At 60.6% G+C, this 16,191-nt stretch carries 12 protein-coding genes and 2 tRNA genes; 4 read left to right on the top strand and 10 right to left on the bottom strand.

The window, feature by feature from the left end; genetic code table 11:
* Positions 1–22: 22 nt before the first annotated feature.
* The 3 genes from rpsF to rnr form a co-directional block, all read right to left on the bottom strand.
* Complete coding sequence (gene rpsF / locus AC1RT4_RS17705) at positions 23–451, bottom strand: 30S ribosomal protein S6 (protein ID WP_007950702.1); 429 nt, start codon at positions 449–451, stop codon at positions 23–25.
* A gap of 307 nt (positions 452–758) precedes the next feature.
* Positions 759–1,526, bottom strand: a complete 768-nt coding sequence (gene rlmB, locus AC1RT4_RS17700) for a 23S rRNA (guanosine(2251)-2'-O)-methyltransferase RlmB (protein WP_007950704.1) — start codon at positions 1,524–1,526, stop codon at positions 759–761.
* Entirely contained in the window at positions 1,523–4,153 is a 2,631-nt protein-coding gene (gene rnr, locus AC1RT4_RS17695; protein ID WP_221535375.1) for a ribonuclease R, read from the bottom strand. Before rnr ends, rlmB begins: the two co-directional genes overlap by 4 nt.
* A gap of 225 nt (positions 4,154–4,378) precedes the next feature.
* On the opposite strand from rnr, the gene AC1RT4_RS17690 reads away from it, so the two are divergent.
* The 4 genes from AC1RT4_RS17690 to AC1RT4_RS17675 all read left to right on the top strand — a co-directional run bounded on the left by AC1RT4_RS17690 (position 4,379) and on the right by AC1RT4_RS17675 (position 7,500).
* Positions 4,379–4,465: transfer RNA gene (locus AC1RT4_RS17690), tRNA-Leu, on the top strand.
* 181 nt (positions 4,466–4,646) lie between these two features.
* Positions 4,647–4,733, top strand: a tRNA-Leu gene (locus tag AC1RT4_RS17685).
* 191 nt (positions 4,734–4,924) lie between these two features.
* The gene (locus AC1RT4_RS17680; RefSeq protein WP_493086625.1) at positions 4,925–5,935 is read left to right on the top strand and encodes an iron ABC transporter substrate-binding protein; all 1,011 of its coding nucleotides are present in this window, start codon (positions 4,925–4,927) and stop codon (positions 5,933–5,935) included.
* Entirely contained in the window at positions 5,935–7,500 is a 1,566-nt protein-coding gene (locus tag AC1RT4_RS17675; protein WP_493086623.1) for an ABC transporter permease, read from the top strand. The genes AC1RT4_RS17680 and AC1RT4_RS17675 overlap by 1 nt, the downstream gene beginning before the upstream one ends.
* A gap of 41 nt (positions 7,501–7,541) precedes the next feature.
* On the opposite strand, the gene AC1RT4_RS17670 is transcribed toward AC1RT4_RS17675, so the two are convergent.
* From AC1RT4_RS17670 to hfq, 7 genes are all read right to left on the bottom strand, one after another.
* A complete protein-coding gene (locus AC1RT4_RS17670) occupies positions 7,542–9,476 on the bottom strand; it encodes a methyl-accepting chemotaxis protein (RefSeq protein WP_493086621.1) in 1,935 nt (644 codons plus the stop codon).
* A 140-nt stretch (positions 9,477–9,616) separates the two neighbouring features.
* Complete coding sequence (locus AC1RT4_RS17665) at positions 9,617–10,906, bottom strand: adenylosuccinate synthase (RefSeq protein ID WP_007950715.1); 1,290 nt, start codon at positions 10,904–10,906, stop codon at positions 9,617–9,619.
* Between the two features lie 54 nt (positions 10,907–10,960).
* Positions 10,961–12,148 carry an ATP phosphoribosyltransferase regulatory subunit gene (locus tag AC1RT4_RS17660; RefSeq protein WP_007950716.1) on the bottom strand — a complete coding sequence of 396 codons (1,188 nt, stop codon included), beginning with the start codon at positions 12,146–12,148 and terminating at the stop codon, positions 10,961–10,963.
* 313 nt (positions 12,149–12,461) lie between these two features.
* A complete protein-coding gene (gene hflC, locus AC1RT4_RS17655) occupies positions 12,462–13,331 on the bottom strand; it encodes a protease modulator HflC (protein ID WP_007950723.1) in 870 nt (289 codons plus the stop codon).
* Positions 13,331–14,500 (bottom strand): FtsH protease activity modulator HflK, encoded by a 1,170-nt coding sequence (gene hflK / locus AC1RT4_RS17650; RefSeq protein WP_273901508.1) that lies wholly within the window; start codon positions 14,498–14,500, stop codon positions 13,331–13,333. Before hflK ends, hflC begins: the two co-directional genes overlap by 1 nt.
* Positions 14,501–14,596: 96 nt before the next feature.
* Entirely contained in the window at positions 14,597–15,898 is a 1,302-nt protein-coding gene (gene hflX, locus AC1RT4_RS17645; protein WP_007950725.1) for a ribosome rescue GTPase HflX, read from the bottom strand.
* Positions 15,899–15,910: 12 nt separating this feature from the next.
* Positions 15,911–16,171, bottom strand: coding sequence for an RNA chaperone Hfq (hfq, locus tag AC1RT4_RS17640; protein ID WP_007902656.1), 261 nt, complete (start codon positions 16,169–16,171; stop codon positions 15,911–15,913).
* Between the last annotated feature and the right edge of the window lie 20 nt (positions 16,172–16,191).

The raw sequence follows: 16,191 nt of genomic DNA, 5'->3' as shown, positions 1-16,191 counted from the left end.
GGCTCCTTAAAAGGTCCGTGGATTACTCGTCAGCGTTATCGCTGTTGTCGCTGTCGCTATCGCTGTCATCGCCATCGGCGCTGCCATCGTGCTCAGGACGTTCGCGACGCTCACGGCGCTCACTGCGGTTTTCTTCAGCCTTGAGCATCTCGGACTGGCCGGTAACGGCTTCGTCGCGACGGATGACCAGGTTACGGATCACAGCATCGTTGTAGCGGAAGTTGTCTTCCAGCTCGGCCAGGGCCTTGCCGGTGCACTCAACGTTCAGCATCACGTAGTGAGCCTTGTGAACATTGTTGATTGCGTAGGCCAGTTGACGACGGCCCCAGTCTTCCAGACGGTGGATTTTGCCGCCGTCTTCTTCGATCAGCTTGGTGTAACGCTCAACCATGCCGCCGACTTGCTCGCTCTGGTCAGGGTGGACCAGAAAGATGATTTCGTAATGACGCATGAATGCTCCTTACGGGTTGTAGCCTGCCGCTCAAAAACGGTCAGACAAGGAGTGAATGACACTTATGGACTTGCTGGCGCGGGGCACATGCATGCCTGCCGCCACAGCAAGGGGCGCAATTGTAGAGAAGGGACTGAAGAGGTGCAAGGCAATTGGTGATTATTTGAACAGTCACACTTTCTGCCACACCAGAAAACACTATGGGAGCGAGCCGGCTCGCGATGAGGGCGCAACATTCGACATTTATGCTGAATGTTTCACCGCTATCGCGAGCAGACTCGCTCCCACATTTTGCGCTTCGTGAGGCTTAAGCCTTTTTAGCCGCCGCCTTGGCCTTGGCACCGCGCTGGCGCTGGGCCTCGAACAGGCACACGCCGGTCGCAACCGAGACGTTGAGACTGCTGACGCTACCGGCCATCGGCAGGTGCACCAGGTAATCGCAATGTTCGCGGGTCAGGCGACGCATGCCTTTGCCTTCGGCACCCATGATCAGAATGGTCGGGCCGGTCAGGTCCTGGTCATAGATGCTGACTTCGGCCTCACCCGCCGTGCCGACAATCCACAACCCGCGCTGCTGAAGCTTTTCCAGGGTGCGCGCAAGGTTGGTGACGGCCACCAGCGGAATCACTTCCGCCGCGCCGCAAGCCACTTTACGCACCACTGGGGTCAGGGTGGCCGACTTGTCTTTTGGCACGATGACCGCCAGCGCACCGGCAGCATCCGCCGAACGCAGGCAGGCGCCGAGGTTGTGCGGGTCGGTCACGCCGTCGAGCACCAGCAACAGCGGCGCGCCTTCGGTGCGATCGAGCAGCTCGTCGAGCATCGCTTCGCCCCAGACCTGGCTCGGACTGACGTCCGCCACCACGCCCTGGTGCACGCCTTCGACCCAGGCGTCCATTTCGCGGCGCTCGGCCTGACCGATCTGGACCCGGTTTTCGTTGGCCAGCTCGATCAGCGTCTGCACGCGCGGATCGTTGCGGCTTTCAGCCAGCCAGATCTGCTTGACGCGTTTTGGGTGGTGACGCAGCAACGCTTCTACCGCGTGAACGCCGTAGATTTTTTCCAACTGACTCATGACTTCGCCTTCGGTTTACGCGCCCCGCCACTTTTGGCTGGAGCGGAACCCGCTTTCGGCGGGCCTTTACGGTGTTTGCTCGGTTTGGCTGGCTTGCCGCCGGAGGCCTTTTCAGGCGCCGACCGTCCGGTCTTTCCCCCGGACGCCGCTTTACCACCGTTTTTGGCGTCGGCCAGCAAGGCCTTCTTCATTTCACGGCTTTTGCGCAGCTCGGCGTTTTTCGCCACGGCGTCACTCGGGCGATAAGCCTCGGCGACCTTTTCCTTGGCCGGCCGACGGCTGGCGGTTTTTGCCGGAGCCTTTTCTTCCACAACTTTGGCCGCTGGAGCGGTCGTCTCGGCGCCACGCTTCTTGCGGCCGATCGGCGCGCTGATGGTTTTTTCAGCCATCTCGAAGTCGATCTTGCGCTCGTCGAGATCGACGCGCATCACGCGCACCTCAACGGTATCGCCAAGACGGAAGCTGCGACCGGTGCGCTCGCCCGCCAGGCGGTGGTGCACAGGGTCGAAGTGGTAGTAGTCGCCCGGCAACGCCGTTACGTGCACCAAACCTTCGACGTAGATATCGGTCAGTTCGACGAACAGGCCGAAACCGGTCACCGCAGTGATCACGCCCGGGAACGATTCGCCCACGCGGTCTTTCATGAACTCGCACTTGAGCCAGTTCACTACGTCGCGGGTCGCTTCGTCGGCACGGCGCTCGCTCATCGAGCACTGCTCGCCGAGTTGCTCCAGCGCCGCTTCGTCGTACGGATAGATGCGCGCCTTCGGAATGGTCATCGCACCGGCACGGCGAACGTGCGGGGTGTCCTGTTTCGAATGGATCACGCTGCGGATCGCCCGGTGCGTGAGCAGGTCCGGGTAACGACGGATCGGCGAGGTGAAGTGGGTATAGGCTTCGTAATTCAGGCCGAAGTGGCCTTCGTTCTGGGCGCTGTACACCGCCTGGCTCAGGGAGCGCAGCATTACGGTCTGGATCAGGTGGAAATCCGGACGGTCCTTGATGCTGGCCAACAAGGCCTGATAGTCCTTCGGCGACGGACCATCCTTGCCTTTGTGCAGGGACAGACCGAGCTCACCGAGGAACGCGCGCAGTTTTTCCAGACGCTCCGGTGGCGGGCCATCGTGGACACGGTACAGCGCAGGGATTTCGTGCTTCTTCAGGAATTCGGCAGTGGCCACGTTGGCCGCCAGCATGCATTCCTCGATCAGCTTGTGCGCGTCGTTACGGGTGGTCGGACGGATTTCGGCAATCTTGCGCTCGGAACCGAAGATGATCCGGGTTTCCTGAGTTTCGAAATCGATCGCGCCGCGCACGTGACGGGCAGCCAGCAATACCTTGTACAGCGCGTAGAGCTGCTTGAGATGCGGCAAGACGTCGGTGTATTCACCGCGCAGCTTGCGACCTTCGGTAGCCTTCGGCGTTTCCAGCATCGCGCTGACCTTGTTGTAGGTCAGACGAGCGTGGGAATGGATCACCGCTTCATAGAAGCAGTAGTCGGTCATTTCGCCGGACTTGGAGATGGTCATCTCGCAAACCATGGCCAGACGATCGACATGTGGATTCAGCGAGCACAGGCCGTTGGAGAGTTGCTCCGGCAGCATCGGCACCACGCGTTCGGGGAAGTACACCGAGTTGCCACGCACCTGGGCTTCATTGTCCAGAGCCGAACCGATCTTCACGTAGCTGGAAACGTCGGCAATCGCCACGTACAACTTCCAGCCACCGGAGAACAGGCGCAGTTTGCCCGGCTTGGCTTCGCAGTAGACCGCGTCGTCGAAGTCGCGGGCATCTTCGCCGTCGATGGTGACGAACGGCAGATGGCGCAGGTCGACGCGCTTCTCTTTGTCCTTCTCTTCGACTTCCGGCTTGAGCTTGCCGGCTTCCTTCAGAACGGCTTCAGGCCAGACGTGCGGAATGTCGTAGGTGCGCAGGGCGACATCGATTTCCATGCCCGGCGCCATGTAGTTGCCGACGACTTCGATCACATCGCCTTGTGGCTGGAAGCGCGGAGTCGGCCAGTGGGTGATTTTCACCTCGACGAACTGACCGATCTGGGCGTTGGCGTTGCGGCCCGGGGTAACCAGCACTTCCTGCTGGATCTTCGGGTTGTCCGCAACGACGAAGCCGATACCGCCTTCTTCGAAGTAGCGGCCGACGATGCTTTCGTGGGCACGGGACACCACTTCGACGATCACGCCTTCGCGACGACCGCGACGGTCCAGGCCGGAAACACGGGCCAGGGCACGGTCGCCATCGAACACCAGACGCATTTGCGCCGGGCTCATGAACAGGTCGTCGGAGCCGTCATCCGGCACCAGGAAGCCGAAGCCGTCGCGGTGACCGCTGATGCGACCGAGGATCAGGTCGAGCTTGTCTACCGGCGCATACGTGCCACGGCGGGTGTAGATCAGTTGAGCGTCGCGCTCCATGGCGCGCAGGCGGCGGCGCAGGGCTTCGATCTGGTCTTCTGTGGTCAGACCAAACTCTTCGACCAGTTGCTCGCGGGCAGCAGGCGAACCCCGATCAGCAAGGTGCTGAAGGATCAGTTCGCGGCTGGGAATAGGGTTTTCATATTTTTCCGCTTCACGAGCGGCCTCGGGATCGAGGGACTGCCAATCGGCCATTAGAGAGTTTTCACCTTGTCTATATGCGGGTTAGTTTGGCATAGGCGCCATCAAACGGGAAATTTCCGACTATATAAGACGCGTCTGGAGCCTTGTATCGACGCCTGGAGGGCGTTTTGAACACCGCTGGTAAAAAAAATCATTTTTTTTGCTGGCAGGGGTTTACAGTTAAAAAGGCGCTCCGTATAGTGCGCGCCATCGACGACGTACACACGTTGACGAGATGCCCAGGTGGTGAAATTGGTAGACACGCCAGCTTCAGGTGCTGGTGACCTTACGGTCGTGGAAGTTCGAGTCTTCTCCTGGGCACCAATTTCGAGTTTGAGACTAGATCAGTTTCAATACTCACACAAAAACCCGCGAAAGCGGGTTTTTTGCATTCTGCGCCCCGCCTTTTTCTGAAAATGATTTATTAAAATCAAATCAGGGGTTTACAGATCAAAAGGCGCTCCGTATAGTGCGCCACATCAACAGCGACAACGCTGAAGATGAAGCCCAGATGGTGAAATTGGTAGACACGCCAGCTTCAGGTGCTGGTGACCTTACGGTCGTGGAAGTTCGAGTCTTCTTCTGGGCACCAATTCAAATTCAAGGTCACGATCTTGAATCTCACAAAAACCCGCGAAAGCGGGTTTTTGCGTTTCCGGGGTTTGGAAATCCTGGAAACCAACGCCTACCAGACCCACCCCTTCCCCGCAAGGCGCACTTGAGAAACAATATCGTTTATCATTGTTGCAAGTTTTTGCAATGCGACAGTGAGGAACCCTGCGAATGATGTTTCGAAATACCCTGCGCCGCGGCTTGACCTTCACCCTGCTCGGCCTGGCACTCGCCACTCCCCTCACCCAGGCTGCCGACGCGGTTTCCCTGACTCTCTACAACGGTCAACACAAGGAAGTCGGCGACGCGATCGCCAAAGCCTTCGAAGCCAAGACCGGCATTCACGTCAACGTGCGCAAGGGCAGCAGCAATCAGCTGGCCAGCCAGATCATCGAAGAAGGCGACCGCTCCCCTGCCGACGTCATCTACACCGAAGAATCCCCGCCGCTGAACAACCTCGGCGAGCAAGGCCTGCTGGCCAAGGCCGACGACGCGACCCTGGCCGTTCTGCCGAAAGAATACGTCGCCGGCAACGGCACCTGGATCGGCGTCACTGCCCGGGTTCGTGTGGTCGCGTTCAACCCGAAACTGGTCGATGAAAAAGACCTGCCGAAATCGGTATTGGATTTCGCCGACCCGCAGTGGCAAGGCAAGGTCGGCTTCGTACCGACCAGCGGCGCCTTCCAGGAACAAGCTGTCGCCATCATCAAGAAACACGGCCGCGAAGCCGCCGAAGAATGGCTGACCGGCCTGCGCGCCTTCGGCAAGACCTACAGCAACAACATGGTCGCCCTCAAGGCTGTGGAAAACGGCGAAGTCGCCACCGTACTGGTGAACAACTATTACTGGTTCGCCCTGCAACGGGAAAAAGGCCAGCTTGATTCGAAACTGCACTACTTCACCGGCGGTGACGTTGGCGGTCTGATCACCGTGTCCAGCGCAGCCGTGCTGAAATCCAGCAAACATCCAAAAGAAGCCCAGCAATTCCTCGCCTACATGGCCAGCGAAGAAGGCCAGCGCGTGATCACCCAGACCACCGCCGAATACCCGCTGCACAAAGGCATGGAATCGGATCGCGGCCTCAAGCCATTCAGCGAACTGGAAGCACCGGACGTCACGCCGGCCGATCTCGGTAACGCCGAAGAAGCGCTGGATCTGGAACGCGAAGTTGGCCTGAACTGATGACCGCATCGTTATCCGCCCCCGCCACACGCGGGGGTTACGTGCCACGGCGCAAGCGGCCGTCGATCTGGCTGGTGCTGCCGGTGTTGTTGCTGGTAGTCATGAGCCTGTTGCCGCTGGCCTACGTCGGGCTCAAAGCCTGGCAGGCGGGCTGGTCCGAGGCGCTGCATTTGCTGTGGCGCCCGTATGTGTTCGGCCTGCTGCGCAATACGCTGGCGCTGATGGTTGGCGTGACCGTGACCTGTGGCGTGATCGGCCTGTCGCTGGCGTGGTTGCTGGAACGCAGCAATCTGCCGGGCCGACGGCTGTGGGGCGTGATTCTTTGCCTGCCGTTCGCGGTGCCGGCATTTGTCAGCAGCTTTACCTGGGTTTCGCTCAGCGCGCAGTTCGAAGGACTCGGCGGGGCGATTCTGGTGATGAGCCTGTCGAAGTACCCGCTGATCTTTCTGCCGGTGGCCGCCACGCTGCGCAATCTTGATCCTTCTCTTGAGGAATCGGCTCGCACGCTGGGCCAGAATCGCTGGGGCGTGTTTTTCCGGGTCACCCTGCCCCTGCTCTGGCCTTCGCTGCTGGCCGGCTCGTTGCTGATCGCATTGCACATGCTGGTGGAATTCGGCGCACTGTCGATCATTGGCCTGCAAACCTTCACCACGGCGATCTATCAGCAATTCGAACTGGAATTCAGCAATGCCAACGCGGCGATGCTGTCGGCGGTATTGCTGGCGCTGTGTTTGATGCTGTTGTGGCTGGAGCTGCGCGTGCGCGGCAAGGGTCGCCATGTGCGCACCGGCCAGGGCGCGGCCCGTCAGGCTGAACAAGTGCGACTCGGGCCTTGGGCGATTGCCGGTCAGCTGTATTGCCTGATGCTGGCGATTGTCGGCAGCGGGATTCCACTGGGCATGCTGGCTTACTGGCTCGCCGTGGGATCGTCAGCGGCATTCCCGGTTGCGGCGATCACCGAAGCTTTGCTGTCGTCGCTGGCGCTATCGCTGGGTGGCGCGGGATTGTGTCTGGTGCTGGCGGTGCCGGTCGGGTTGCTGGTAGTGCGGTACAAAGGCCAACTGGCGATCTGGGCCGAGCGCCTGCCCTATCTGCTGCACGCCCTGCCGGGATTGGTGATCGCCCTGACGCTGGTGTATTTCGCCCTGCATTACGTGCCGGCGCTGTACCAGACCTCCGCGCTATTGCTGATCGCCTATGCGCTGCTGTTTCTGCCGCTGGCTCAGGCGCCGATCCGCACGGCGCTGAACAAGGCCGCACCGCAACTCGAAGAAGCCGCCCGCACGCTGGGCGCCTCTTCGTTCACGGCGTTCTGCCGAGTGACCCTGCCGATCATCTTCCCGGCACTGGGCGCAGCGTTTGCGCTGGTGTTTCTGGATGCCATGAAGGAACTGACGGCGACGCTGCTGCTGAGCCCGACGGGGCTCAACACATTGGCGACCGAAGTCTGGGCGCACACCGCGAATGTCGAGTTCGCAGCGGCGGCGCCTTATGCGGCGTTGTTGATTGTGGTGTCAGGATTGCCGGTGTATCTGCTGACGACCCGGATGTATTTGAGCCGATAAAAAAATCGCAGCCGAGGCTGCGATTTTTTTTGCCCGGACTATCAGGCCCGGAACTGCCCCAGACTCGCCTTGAGCTGCGCCGCCAGACCATCCAGCACCTTGCCGCTGGCCGTGGTCTCGACCACCGCCTGAGCGGCTTTCTCGGCCTGGGCATGGATCGTCTCGACCCGCCCACGCACAGCCTGCGCGCCTTGCGCCTGATGCGCCGCTGCCTGAGTCGCCAGACCAATCGCCGCATGCACCTGCTCGACCGACGCCTGCACCGACTGCTGCAACCGCGCGCTGTCACGCAGCACCAGCAAGCCTTCGCTGGCCTGACGCCCGGCCTGGCCGATCGCCTCCACCGCCTCACGGGCGCCCTGCTGCAAGGCCACGATGTGCGCCTGAATGTCGCCGGTGGAGCTTTGAGTCTTGCTCGCCAGCGCCCGCACTTCATCCGCCACCACTGCAAACCCGCGACCGGTCTCGCCGGCTCGGGCCGCCTCGATCGCAGCGTTGAGAGCCAGCAGGTTGGTCTGCTCGGCGATGCCATGAATCACGGTCAGCACCACTTCGATCTGCTCGCTCTGCTGCGCCAGCCGCTCGATGACTTTCGCCCCGGTATCGACCTGCCCCGCCAGCGCCTCGATCAGGCTGCCGACCTTCGCCGAGGTGCGAGTGTTCTCGTCGGTGGCCTGGCGAATATCGACCACCTGCTTCAACGCAGCCTGCATCGCATGGCTTTCCGACTGCGCCTCGTCGGCCATTTGCGACAACGCGCGCAGACTTTCGGCCACTTCATCACGCTGCATCCCGGCCGCCGCATCGGCACCGGCGTTGCGCAGGGTCATGGCACCGATCTCCACACCGGTACGCTGAGCCACATCCCCGGCCTCGCGCACGATCGGCTGCAACTTATCCACAAAGCGGTTGACCGCCGAAGCCATGTCGCCGATTTCGTCCTTGCTGTTGATCTGCACACGCTTGGTCAGATCGCCCTCGCCCGCTGCCAGATCATCCATGGCGGCGTTGAGCATTTTCAGGCGATTGACCACCCGATGACCGAGCACCACTGCCAGCAGCAACAGCACCCCGGCACCGACCAGCGCCAGGCCCATGCCGATGCGCCAGCGCAGGGTTGCTGCAGCGTCCTGCACGGTACTAGTGGTGTTGGCCTTCATCTTGGCAGCCGTGGACTGTGCCGATTGCAGACGCGCACGCATGGCGGTGGCGCTGTCGGCAGCGGCGCCTTTGAGGCTGTCGCCGACCAATTGATCGCTGCTGGCAATCAACGCCGAGAAGCGCTGATCGAGCGCCGCCAGATCGGTTTCGACCGAAGCAGTCGAAACGCCCATCAGTACCTTGCCGATTTCAACTCCGTTAGGATTGATCGAGGCTTCGAGGTAGTAGACCGACGGATCGTTCTTCGCCGCATCCAGCACTTTATCCAGCGCCCGCTCGCCCTGGCCTTTTTCCAAAAGAGCCTTGTTGATCGGGTTTTCGCGGTTGAGGTAGCGGGTCAGGTGCTGGCCGGTGGCGTCGTCATACACCACGAACAGCACGTTGGGATTGCGCTGGGCCCGACGGGCGAATTCGGACAGGGTCGGCACGTCGCTGTCCCACATGGCGCGAGGCGCCACCGAGGCCAGCAACTGGGCCATGTCATTGGCCGAATCCTTCAGGTCTTTTTCCAGAGTCGCACGCAGCTGCGCCTGCTCTTCCTTCAGACGCGAGGAAAGACCGGCGGTAAGACGTTGACGGGTACTTGAGGAGAGATTGTCGAGGCTCGACGTGACTTCGCGCCCGGCTTGCTCCAGCTCACCGGACAACTTCTGGCTGTCGGCGCCCAGGCGAGTGCCGAGATCGGCTTCCAGCGCGGTGACGGTGCTCCGCGTCAGGGCGACGGCCACCAGCACTTGCACCAAAAGGGCGATACCAAGGGTAACGAACACAGGCCGCAACAAACGGCTTTGTAACAGTGAGAGAACGGCTGACACTTTGAATCCCTCTACTTCTGACGCCATTAATTTGATGGCACTCTTGTAGACAGAATCACAGCAAAGGTCATGCCGTCCAACAGGCATAAACGACAAAGGCCCCGATGAAGGGGCCTTTGTGTTTTTACATCAACGACTTATCAAGCGAACGGATGACGCAGAACGATGGTTTCGTTGCGGTCCGGACCCGTCGAAATAATGTCGATCGGCGCACCGATCAACTCTTCAACGCGTTTGATGTAGGCACGAGCGTTAGCCGGCAGCTCTTCCAGGGTTTTGGCACCCACGGTCGATTCGGTCCAGCCTGGCACTTCTTCGTACACAGGCTGCAGGCCTACGTAGCTGTCAGCGTCAGTCGGAGCAACAGCGTTGCCTTGTGCATCTTTGTAGCCGGTGCAGATGTTGATGGTTTCCAGACCATCGAGTACGTCCAGCTTGGTCAGGCAGATGCCCGAGATGCTGTTCACATCGATAGCGCGACGCAGGATAACGGCGTCGAACCAGCCACAACGACGGGCACGGCCAGTGGTAGCACCGAACTCGTGACCTTGCTTGGCCAGGTGCGCACCGACTTCGTCGAACAGCTCGGTCGGGAATGGGCCCGAACCTACGCGAGTGGTGTAAGCCTTGGTGATGCCCAGGATGTAATCCAGGAACATCGGGCCAACGCCCGAACCGGTCGCAACGCCACCCGCGGTGGTGTTGGAGCTGGTCACGTACGGATAGGTACCGTGGTCGATGTCGAGCAACGAACCCTGGGCGCCTTCGAACATGATGTCTTTGCCGGCGCGACGCAGGTCGTGCAGCTCGGCAGTCACGTCCAGCATCAGCGGCTTGAGCAGCTCGGCGTATTCCTTGCACTCGGCCAGAGTCTTTTCGTACTCGATGGCAGGCTCTTTGTAGTAACCGACCAGCATGAAGTTGTGGTAATCCACCAGTTCACGCAGCTTGTCTTCAAAGCGCGGCATGTTGAGCAGGTCGCCAACACGCAGACCGCGACGTGCAACCTTGTCTTCGTAAGCCGGGCCGATGCCGCGACCGGTCGTACCGATCTTCAGCTCGCCACGGGCCTTTTCACGGGCCTGGTCCAGCGCCACGTGGAAGGACAGGATCAGCGGGCAGGAAGGGCTGATACGCAGGCGCTCGCGCACCGGTACGCCTTTCTCTTCCAGCTTGGTGATCTCGCGCAGCAGGGCGTCAGGTGCAACCACCACGCCGTTGCCGATCAGGCACTGCACGCCTTCGCGCAGCACGCCCGACGGGATCAGGTGCAAGACGGTTTTTTCACCGTCGATCACCAGAGTGTGACCGGCGTTGTGGCCACCCTGGTAGCGCACTACGGCGGCAGCATGTTCGGTCAGCAGATCAACGATCTTGCCTTTGCCCTCATCACCCCATTGGGTGCCCAGGACTACGACATTCTTACCCATAACACTTGTCCTCATTCGCGCAAACTTGGTGCCGGCGTCAGCCGGCAGGAAAACTCAAGAAGCCAGTGGCGATACTTGCCAAAGCCCGTTCTGCTGGATCAATTGCCGGTCGCAGTCCGCATCACGGGCGGCGGCCAAAGGTTGTCCAGGCAATGCCTGAACGACACGCTGACCCTCACTGCGCAACTGGCAAACCTGCTGCCAGAGTGCCGCATCCGTACTGTCAGGCATCCAGATACCGCCAGACGGTAGCTCGATCTCAGCACGCCCCAGGGTCACCAGGGTTTTCAAATCGGTGGAAAAGCCGGTGGCCGGACGGGCGCGGCCGAAGTCGGCGCCGATGTCGTCGTAGCGACCGCCCTGGGCGATGGACTGGCCAACACCCGGCACGAATACCGCGAACACCACACCGGTGTGGTAGTGATAACCGCGCAGCTCGCCCAGGTCGAAGTACAGCGGCAGCTCCGGGAAACGCACCGACAGACGCTCGGCGATCGCCAACAAATCTTCCAGTGCCGCCAGTACCGGGGCCGGTGCATTGGCCAGACGCTCGCGGGCAGCGGTCAGTACTTCACGGCCGCCGCACAGGTCGACCAGCGCGCGCAACATGCCGGACAGATCGGCCGGCAGGCCTTCGGTCAAGGTAATGACCTCGTCGATGGCCTTGCGTTGCAACGCATCGAACAACTGCTGCTCGACTTCACCCGACAGACCGGCCGCCTGGGCCAGACCGCGGTAGATGCCGACGTGCCCGAGGTCCATGTGTACGTCCGGCACGTCGGCCAGTTGCAGCATGGCCAGCATCAGGCTGATGACTTCAACGTCGCTGCTCGGGCTGGCATCGCCGTACAACTCGGCGCCCAGCTGGATCGGGCTGCGCGAGGACGACAAGGCACGCGGCTGGGCATGCAGCACGCTGCCGGCGTAGCACAGACGGCTCGGGCCTTCGCGACGCAGGGTGTGCGCATCGATGCGCGCCACTTGCGGCGTGATGTCGGCACGGAAACCCATCTGCCGGCCCGATTGCGGGTCGATGACCTTGAAGGTACGCAGATCCAGGTCCTGGCCCGCGCCGGTCAGCAGGGATTCCAGGTACTCGATATGGGGAGTCACGACAAACTCGTAACCCCAGCTCTGGAACAGATCCAACACCTGACGACGCGCGACTTCAATGCGCGCCGCTTCCGGTGGCAGTACTTCTTCGATGCCATCTGGCAGCAGCCAGCGGTCTACCGTTGCCATTACGCCATTCCCCTTAGATCCGGGCGGCCAGCCCGAGGGCGAGCCTTGAGTGAAGCAGAAAATGACCGGCCCGTTCAAAACGCACGCGCATGAACGACGCGGCGAAAGGCCTGTTACCGGCTTCGCCCATCACTTTCCTCGAAAAACTGTCGGGCCATTCAACCCGATCTTCTGCAACAAAAACAGCAATCAAACGTGCAGACGCAAAAAAGCCGGGAATTTCCCGGCTGCCGCATCATACACACGTTTTCCCAAAGGATCACCCCGCCCGAGGTTTTAGCCGCCGGGCGGAATGATTCAGGTCAACGTCGTATCAAGGCTTGGACTTTTCCAGGTAACGGAAGAAGTCGCTGCTTGGGTCGAGGACCAGGACGTCGGATTTGTTCGCGAAGCTTTCACGGTAGGCACGCAGGCTACGGTAGAAACCGTAGAATTCCTGATCCTGGCCGTAGGCCTTGGAGTAGATCGCAGCGGCCTGGGCGTCGCCGTCACCGCGAATCTCTTCGGATTCACGATAGGCTTCAGCCAGCAGCACGCGGCGCTGACGATCGGCGTCGGCACGGATGCCTTCGGCCAGCTCGTTACCCTTGGCGCGGTGCTCGCGAGCTTCACGCTCACGCTCGGTGCTCATACGTTCGAACACGCTGCGGTTCACTTCTTTCGGCAGATCGATGGCCTTGACCCGGACATCGACCACTTCGATACCCAGCTCTTTTTCCGCCATCTTGTTCAGCGACGCAGTGATATCGGCCATCAGCGCATCGCGCTCACCGGATACCACTTCGTGCAGAGTGCGCTTACCGAACTGGTCACGCAGGCCCGATTCCAGACGACGGGACAGACGCTCGTCGGCGATCTGCTTGAGGCCGGAGGTTGCGGTGTAGAAGCGCTCGGCATCTTTCACGCGCCACTTGGCGTAGGCATCGACCATCACGGCTTTCTTTTCCAGCGTCAGGAAACGCTGTGTCGGTGCATCCAGCGTCATCAGACGTGCGTCGAATTTACGCACCTGGTTAACGTAAGGAACCTTCACATGCAGACCCGGCTGAACGTCAGCCTGAACCACGCGACCGAATTGCAGCAACACCGCGCGCTCGGTCTGAGCAACGATGTAGAAGCAGTTCCAGCCAACCAGTACCACAACAACGCCAACGATCAGGGCGATCAGCGATTTATTGCTCATCAGCGGGTCTCCCTTGTACGCGACTGCGGCAGGTCAGTGACATGCGGCGCAGCATCCGTGTTGTTGCTGGCGGCAGCCGAACCGGTAACCGGTGCATTACTGCCCGAACTGTTCTGAATCATCTTGTCCAGCGGCAGGTAAAGCAGGTTGCTCTGGCCGTTCTTGTTGCCGGTCACGAGTACCTTGCTGGTGCTGCTGAAGACTTCCTGCATGGTGTCCAGGTACAGACGCTGGCGAGTGACCTCGGGCGCCTTGCGATACTCGGCAACCAGCTTGGTGAAGCGATCCGCTTCACCCTTGGCGCGCGAGACCGTTTCGTCACGGTAACCGTTGGCATCTTCGAGGATGCGCTGGGCCTGACCACGTGCTTCCGGCACCACGCCGTTGGCGTAGGTTTCAGCCTGGTTGCGCGAACGCTGCTCGTCTTCACGGGCGCGGATCACGTCATCGAAGGCTTCCTGCACTTCACGCGGTGCCGCTGCGCTCTGTACGTTGACCTGGGTGACGGTGATACCGGTGCGATAGGTATCGAGGAAACGTTGCAGACGTTCCTTGATCTCGCTGGCCATCAGCTCACGACCTTCGGTCAGCACCTGGTCCATCGCGGTGGAACCCACCACATGGCGCAGCGCACTGTCGGTCGCGTGTTGCAGGCTGATTTCCGGCTGGTCGACGTTCAGCACGAAGTCCTGCAGGTTGCTGATCTTGTACTGCACGGTCAGCGGCACTTCGACGATGTTCTCGTCTTCGGTCAGCATCTGGCCCTGCTTGGTGTAGGCACGCTCACGCGTGACGTTCTCCATGTACTTCTTGTCGATCGGCGGGAAGTAGATGTTCAGGCCGGGACCGACAGTCTCGTAGTACTTGCCGAAGCGCAGCACCACGGCTTGCTCCTGCTCGTCCACGACGTACACCGCGCTGTACAGCCAGACGGCCGCCAGCACGACAAGGCCGATGCCGAGCAGGCCGCCGAAGCCGCCGCTCTTGCCCGATCCACCACCGTCGTCACCGCGTTTTTTTCCACCACCGAACAACCCGTTCAGGCTTTCCTGCAGCTTTCGGAAGGCCTCGTCGAGATCCGGCGGTCCCTTGCGGTCGCCGTTGTTGCGACGCTTGCCACCCCAAGGATCCTGATTGTTCGAGTTGCCACCCGGCTCATTCCAAGCCATAGCGCTCTCCATCTGATAAAGCAAAGACGCACCCACGGCGCGCCGACCAATGCTACAGAATGCCTGCCGTTGCGGCACAACCGCTTTGCCAGGCTTTTATTGCAAAGTGTGTTGCTCGATGAACTCCGTCGGCACAACGCCTTCACGACTCACCAGTCGATTGAGCTCCGAGCGTGGCAATCGAACGGCCAGCAAGCTGACCCCTTCTTCGTCGTGTTCTTCTTTCTGTACCGCGCCCAGTTCGAAGAACTGCGCACGCAGACGCGCGAACCGCTGAGGCAGGCGCAAGGTTCCCACGAACAGGTCACTGCCCAACAACTCGGCAATCGCCTGCTCGAGCAATTCCAGACCGGTGCCATCACGCGCCGACAGCCAGACCCGCTGGGGCTTGCCGTTTTCATCGCGCTGGATTTGTGGCTCAACGCCTTCAAGCAAATCGAGTTTGTTATAGACCTCGAGGATCGGCAAGTCCTGGGCACCGATCTCGCCCAGCACCACCATCACCTGCTCGATCTGCAACATGCGATCCGGTTCGGCCGCATCGATCACGTGCAACAACAGGTCGGAGTTGCTCGACTCTTCGAGCGTAGACCGAAATGCCTCGACCAGTTTGTGCGGCAAGTGGCGGATGAAACCCACCGTGTCGGCCAGGACAATCGGCCCCAGGTCGTCCAGATCCAGACGGCGCAGGGTCGGGTCGAGCGTGGCGAACAGCTGGTCAGCCGCGTACACGTCGGACTTGGTCACGTTATTGAACAGCGTGGACTTGCCGGCGTTGGTGTATCCCACCAGAGACACGGTAGGGATATCCGCACGCGAGCGGCCGCGACGCGACTGTTCGCGCTGGCTGCGCACTTTTTCCAGCCGGCCCTTGATCTGACGCAGGCGAACCCGCAGCAGTCGCCGGTCGGTTTCGAGCTGGGTTTCACCCGGGCCGCGCATGCCGATACCGCCACCCTGACGCTCAAGGTGAGTCCAGCCGCGAACCAGCCGGGTGCTCATGTGGTCAAGCTGGGCCAGTTCTACCTGGAGCTTGCCCTCATGGGTACGGGCGCGTTGGGCGAAAATATCGAGAATCAGACCGGTACGGTCGATCACGCGACACTCGAAAACACGTTCGAGGTTACGTTCCTGACTGGGCGTGAGGACGTGATTGAAGATCACCAGATCGGCTTCTTCGGCGTGGACCAGGTCGCGCAGCTCCTCGACCTTGCCGCTGCCAATCAGGTATTTGGCGGTTGGCCGATGACGCGGCACGTTAAAAAACGCAACGGTCTCGGCGCCAGCCGAATTTGCCAGTTCCTGAAACTCCTGCGGATCTTCGCGCGCCTCAGGGTCCTGTCCATCCAAGTGAACGAGGATGACTCGCTCACCACCACCGTGGCGCTCAAAGAACAAAGGAGACTCCTATCAGGCGTTACCTGGCTCAGCGTCACCTGCTTCGGATTCGGTTGCGCTTGGCAGACGAATTGGACGAACCGGCACGACTGTAGAGATAGCGTGTTTGTAAACCATCTGGCTGACGGTGTTCTTCAGCAGGATAACGAACTGGTCGAACGACTCGATCGTGCCTTGCAGTTTGATCCCGTTCACCAGGTAGATGGAAACCCCCACTTTCTCTTTACGTAAAGTATTCAAGTAAGGGTCTTGTAGCGAATGCCCTTTTGACATGTGCCGCACTCCTTTAAGGA

Source organism: Pseudomonas sp. GW821-FHT11D10 (genome assembly GCF_058808435.1).
The sequence above is the reverse complement of the archived record's forward strand: the minus strand, read 5'-3'. Positions and strand labels throughout refer to the sequence as shown.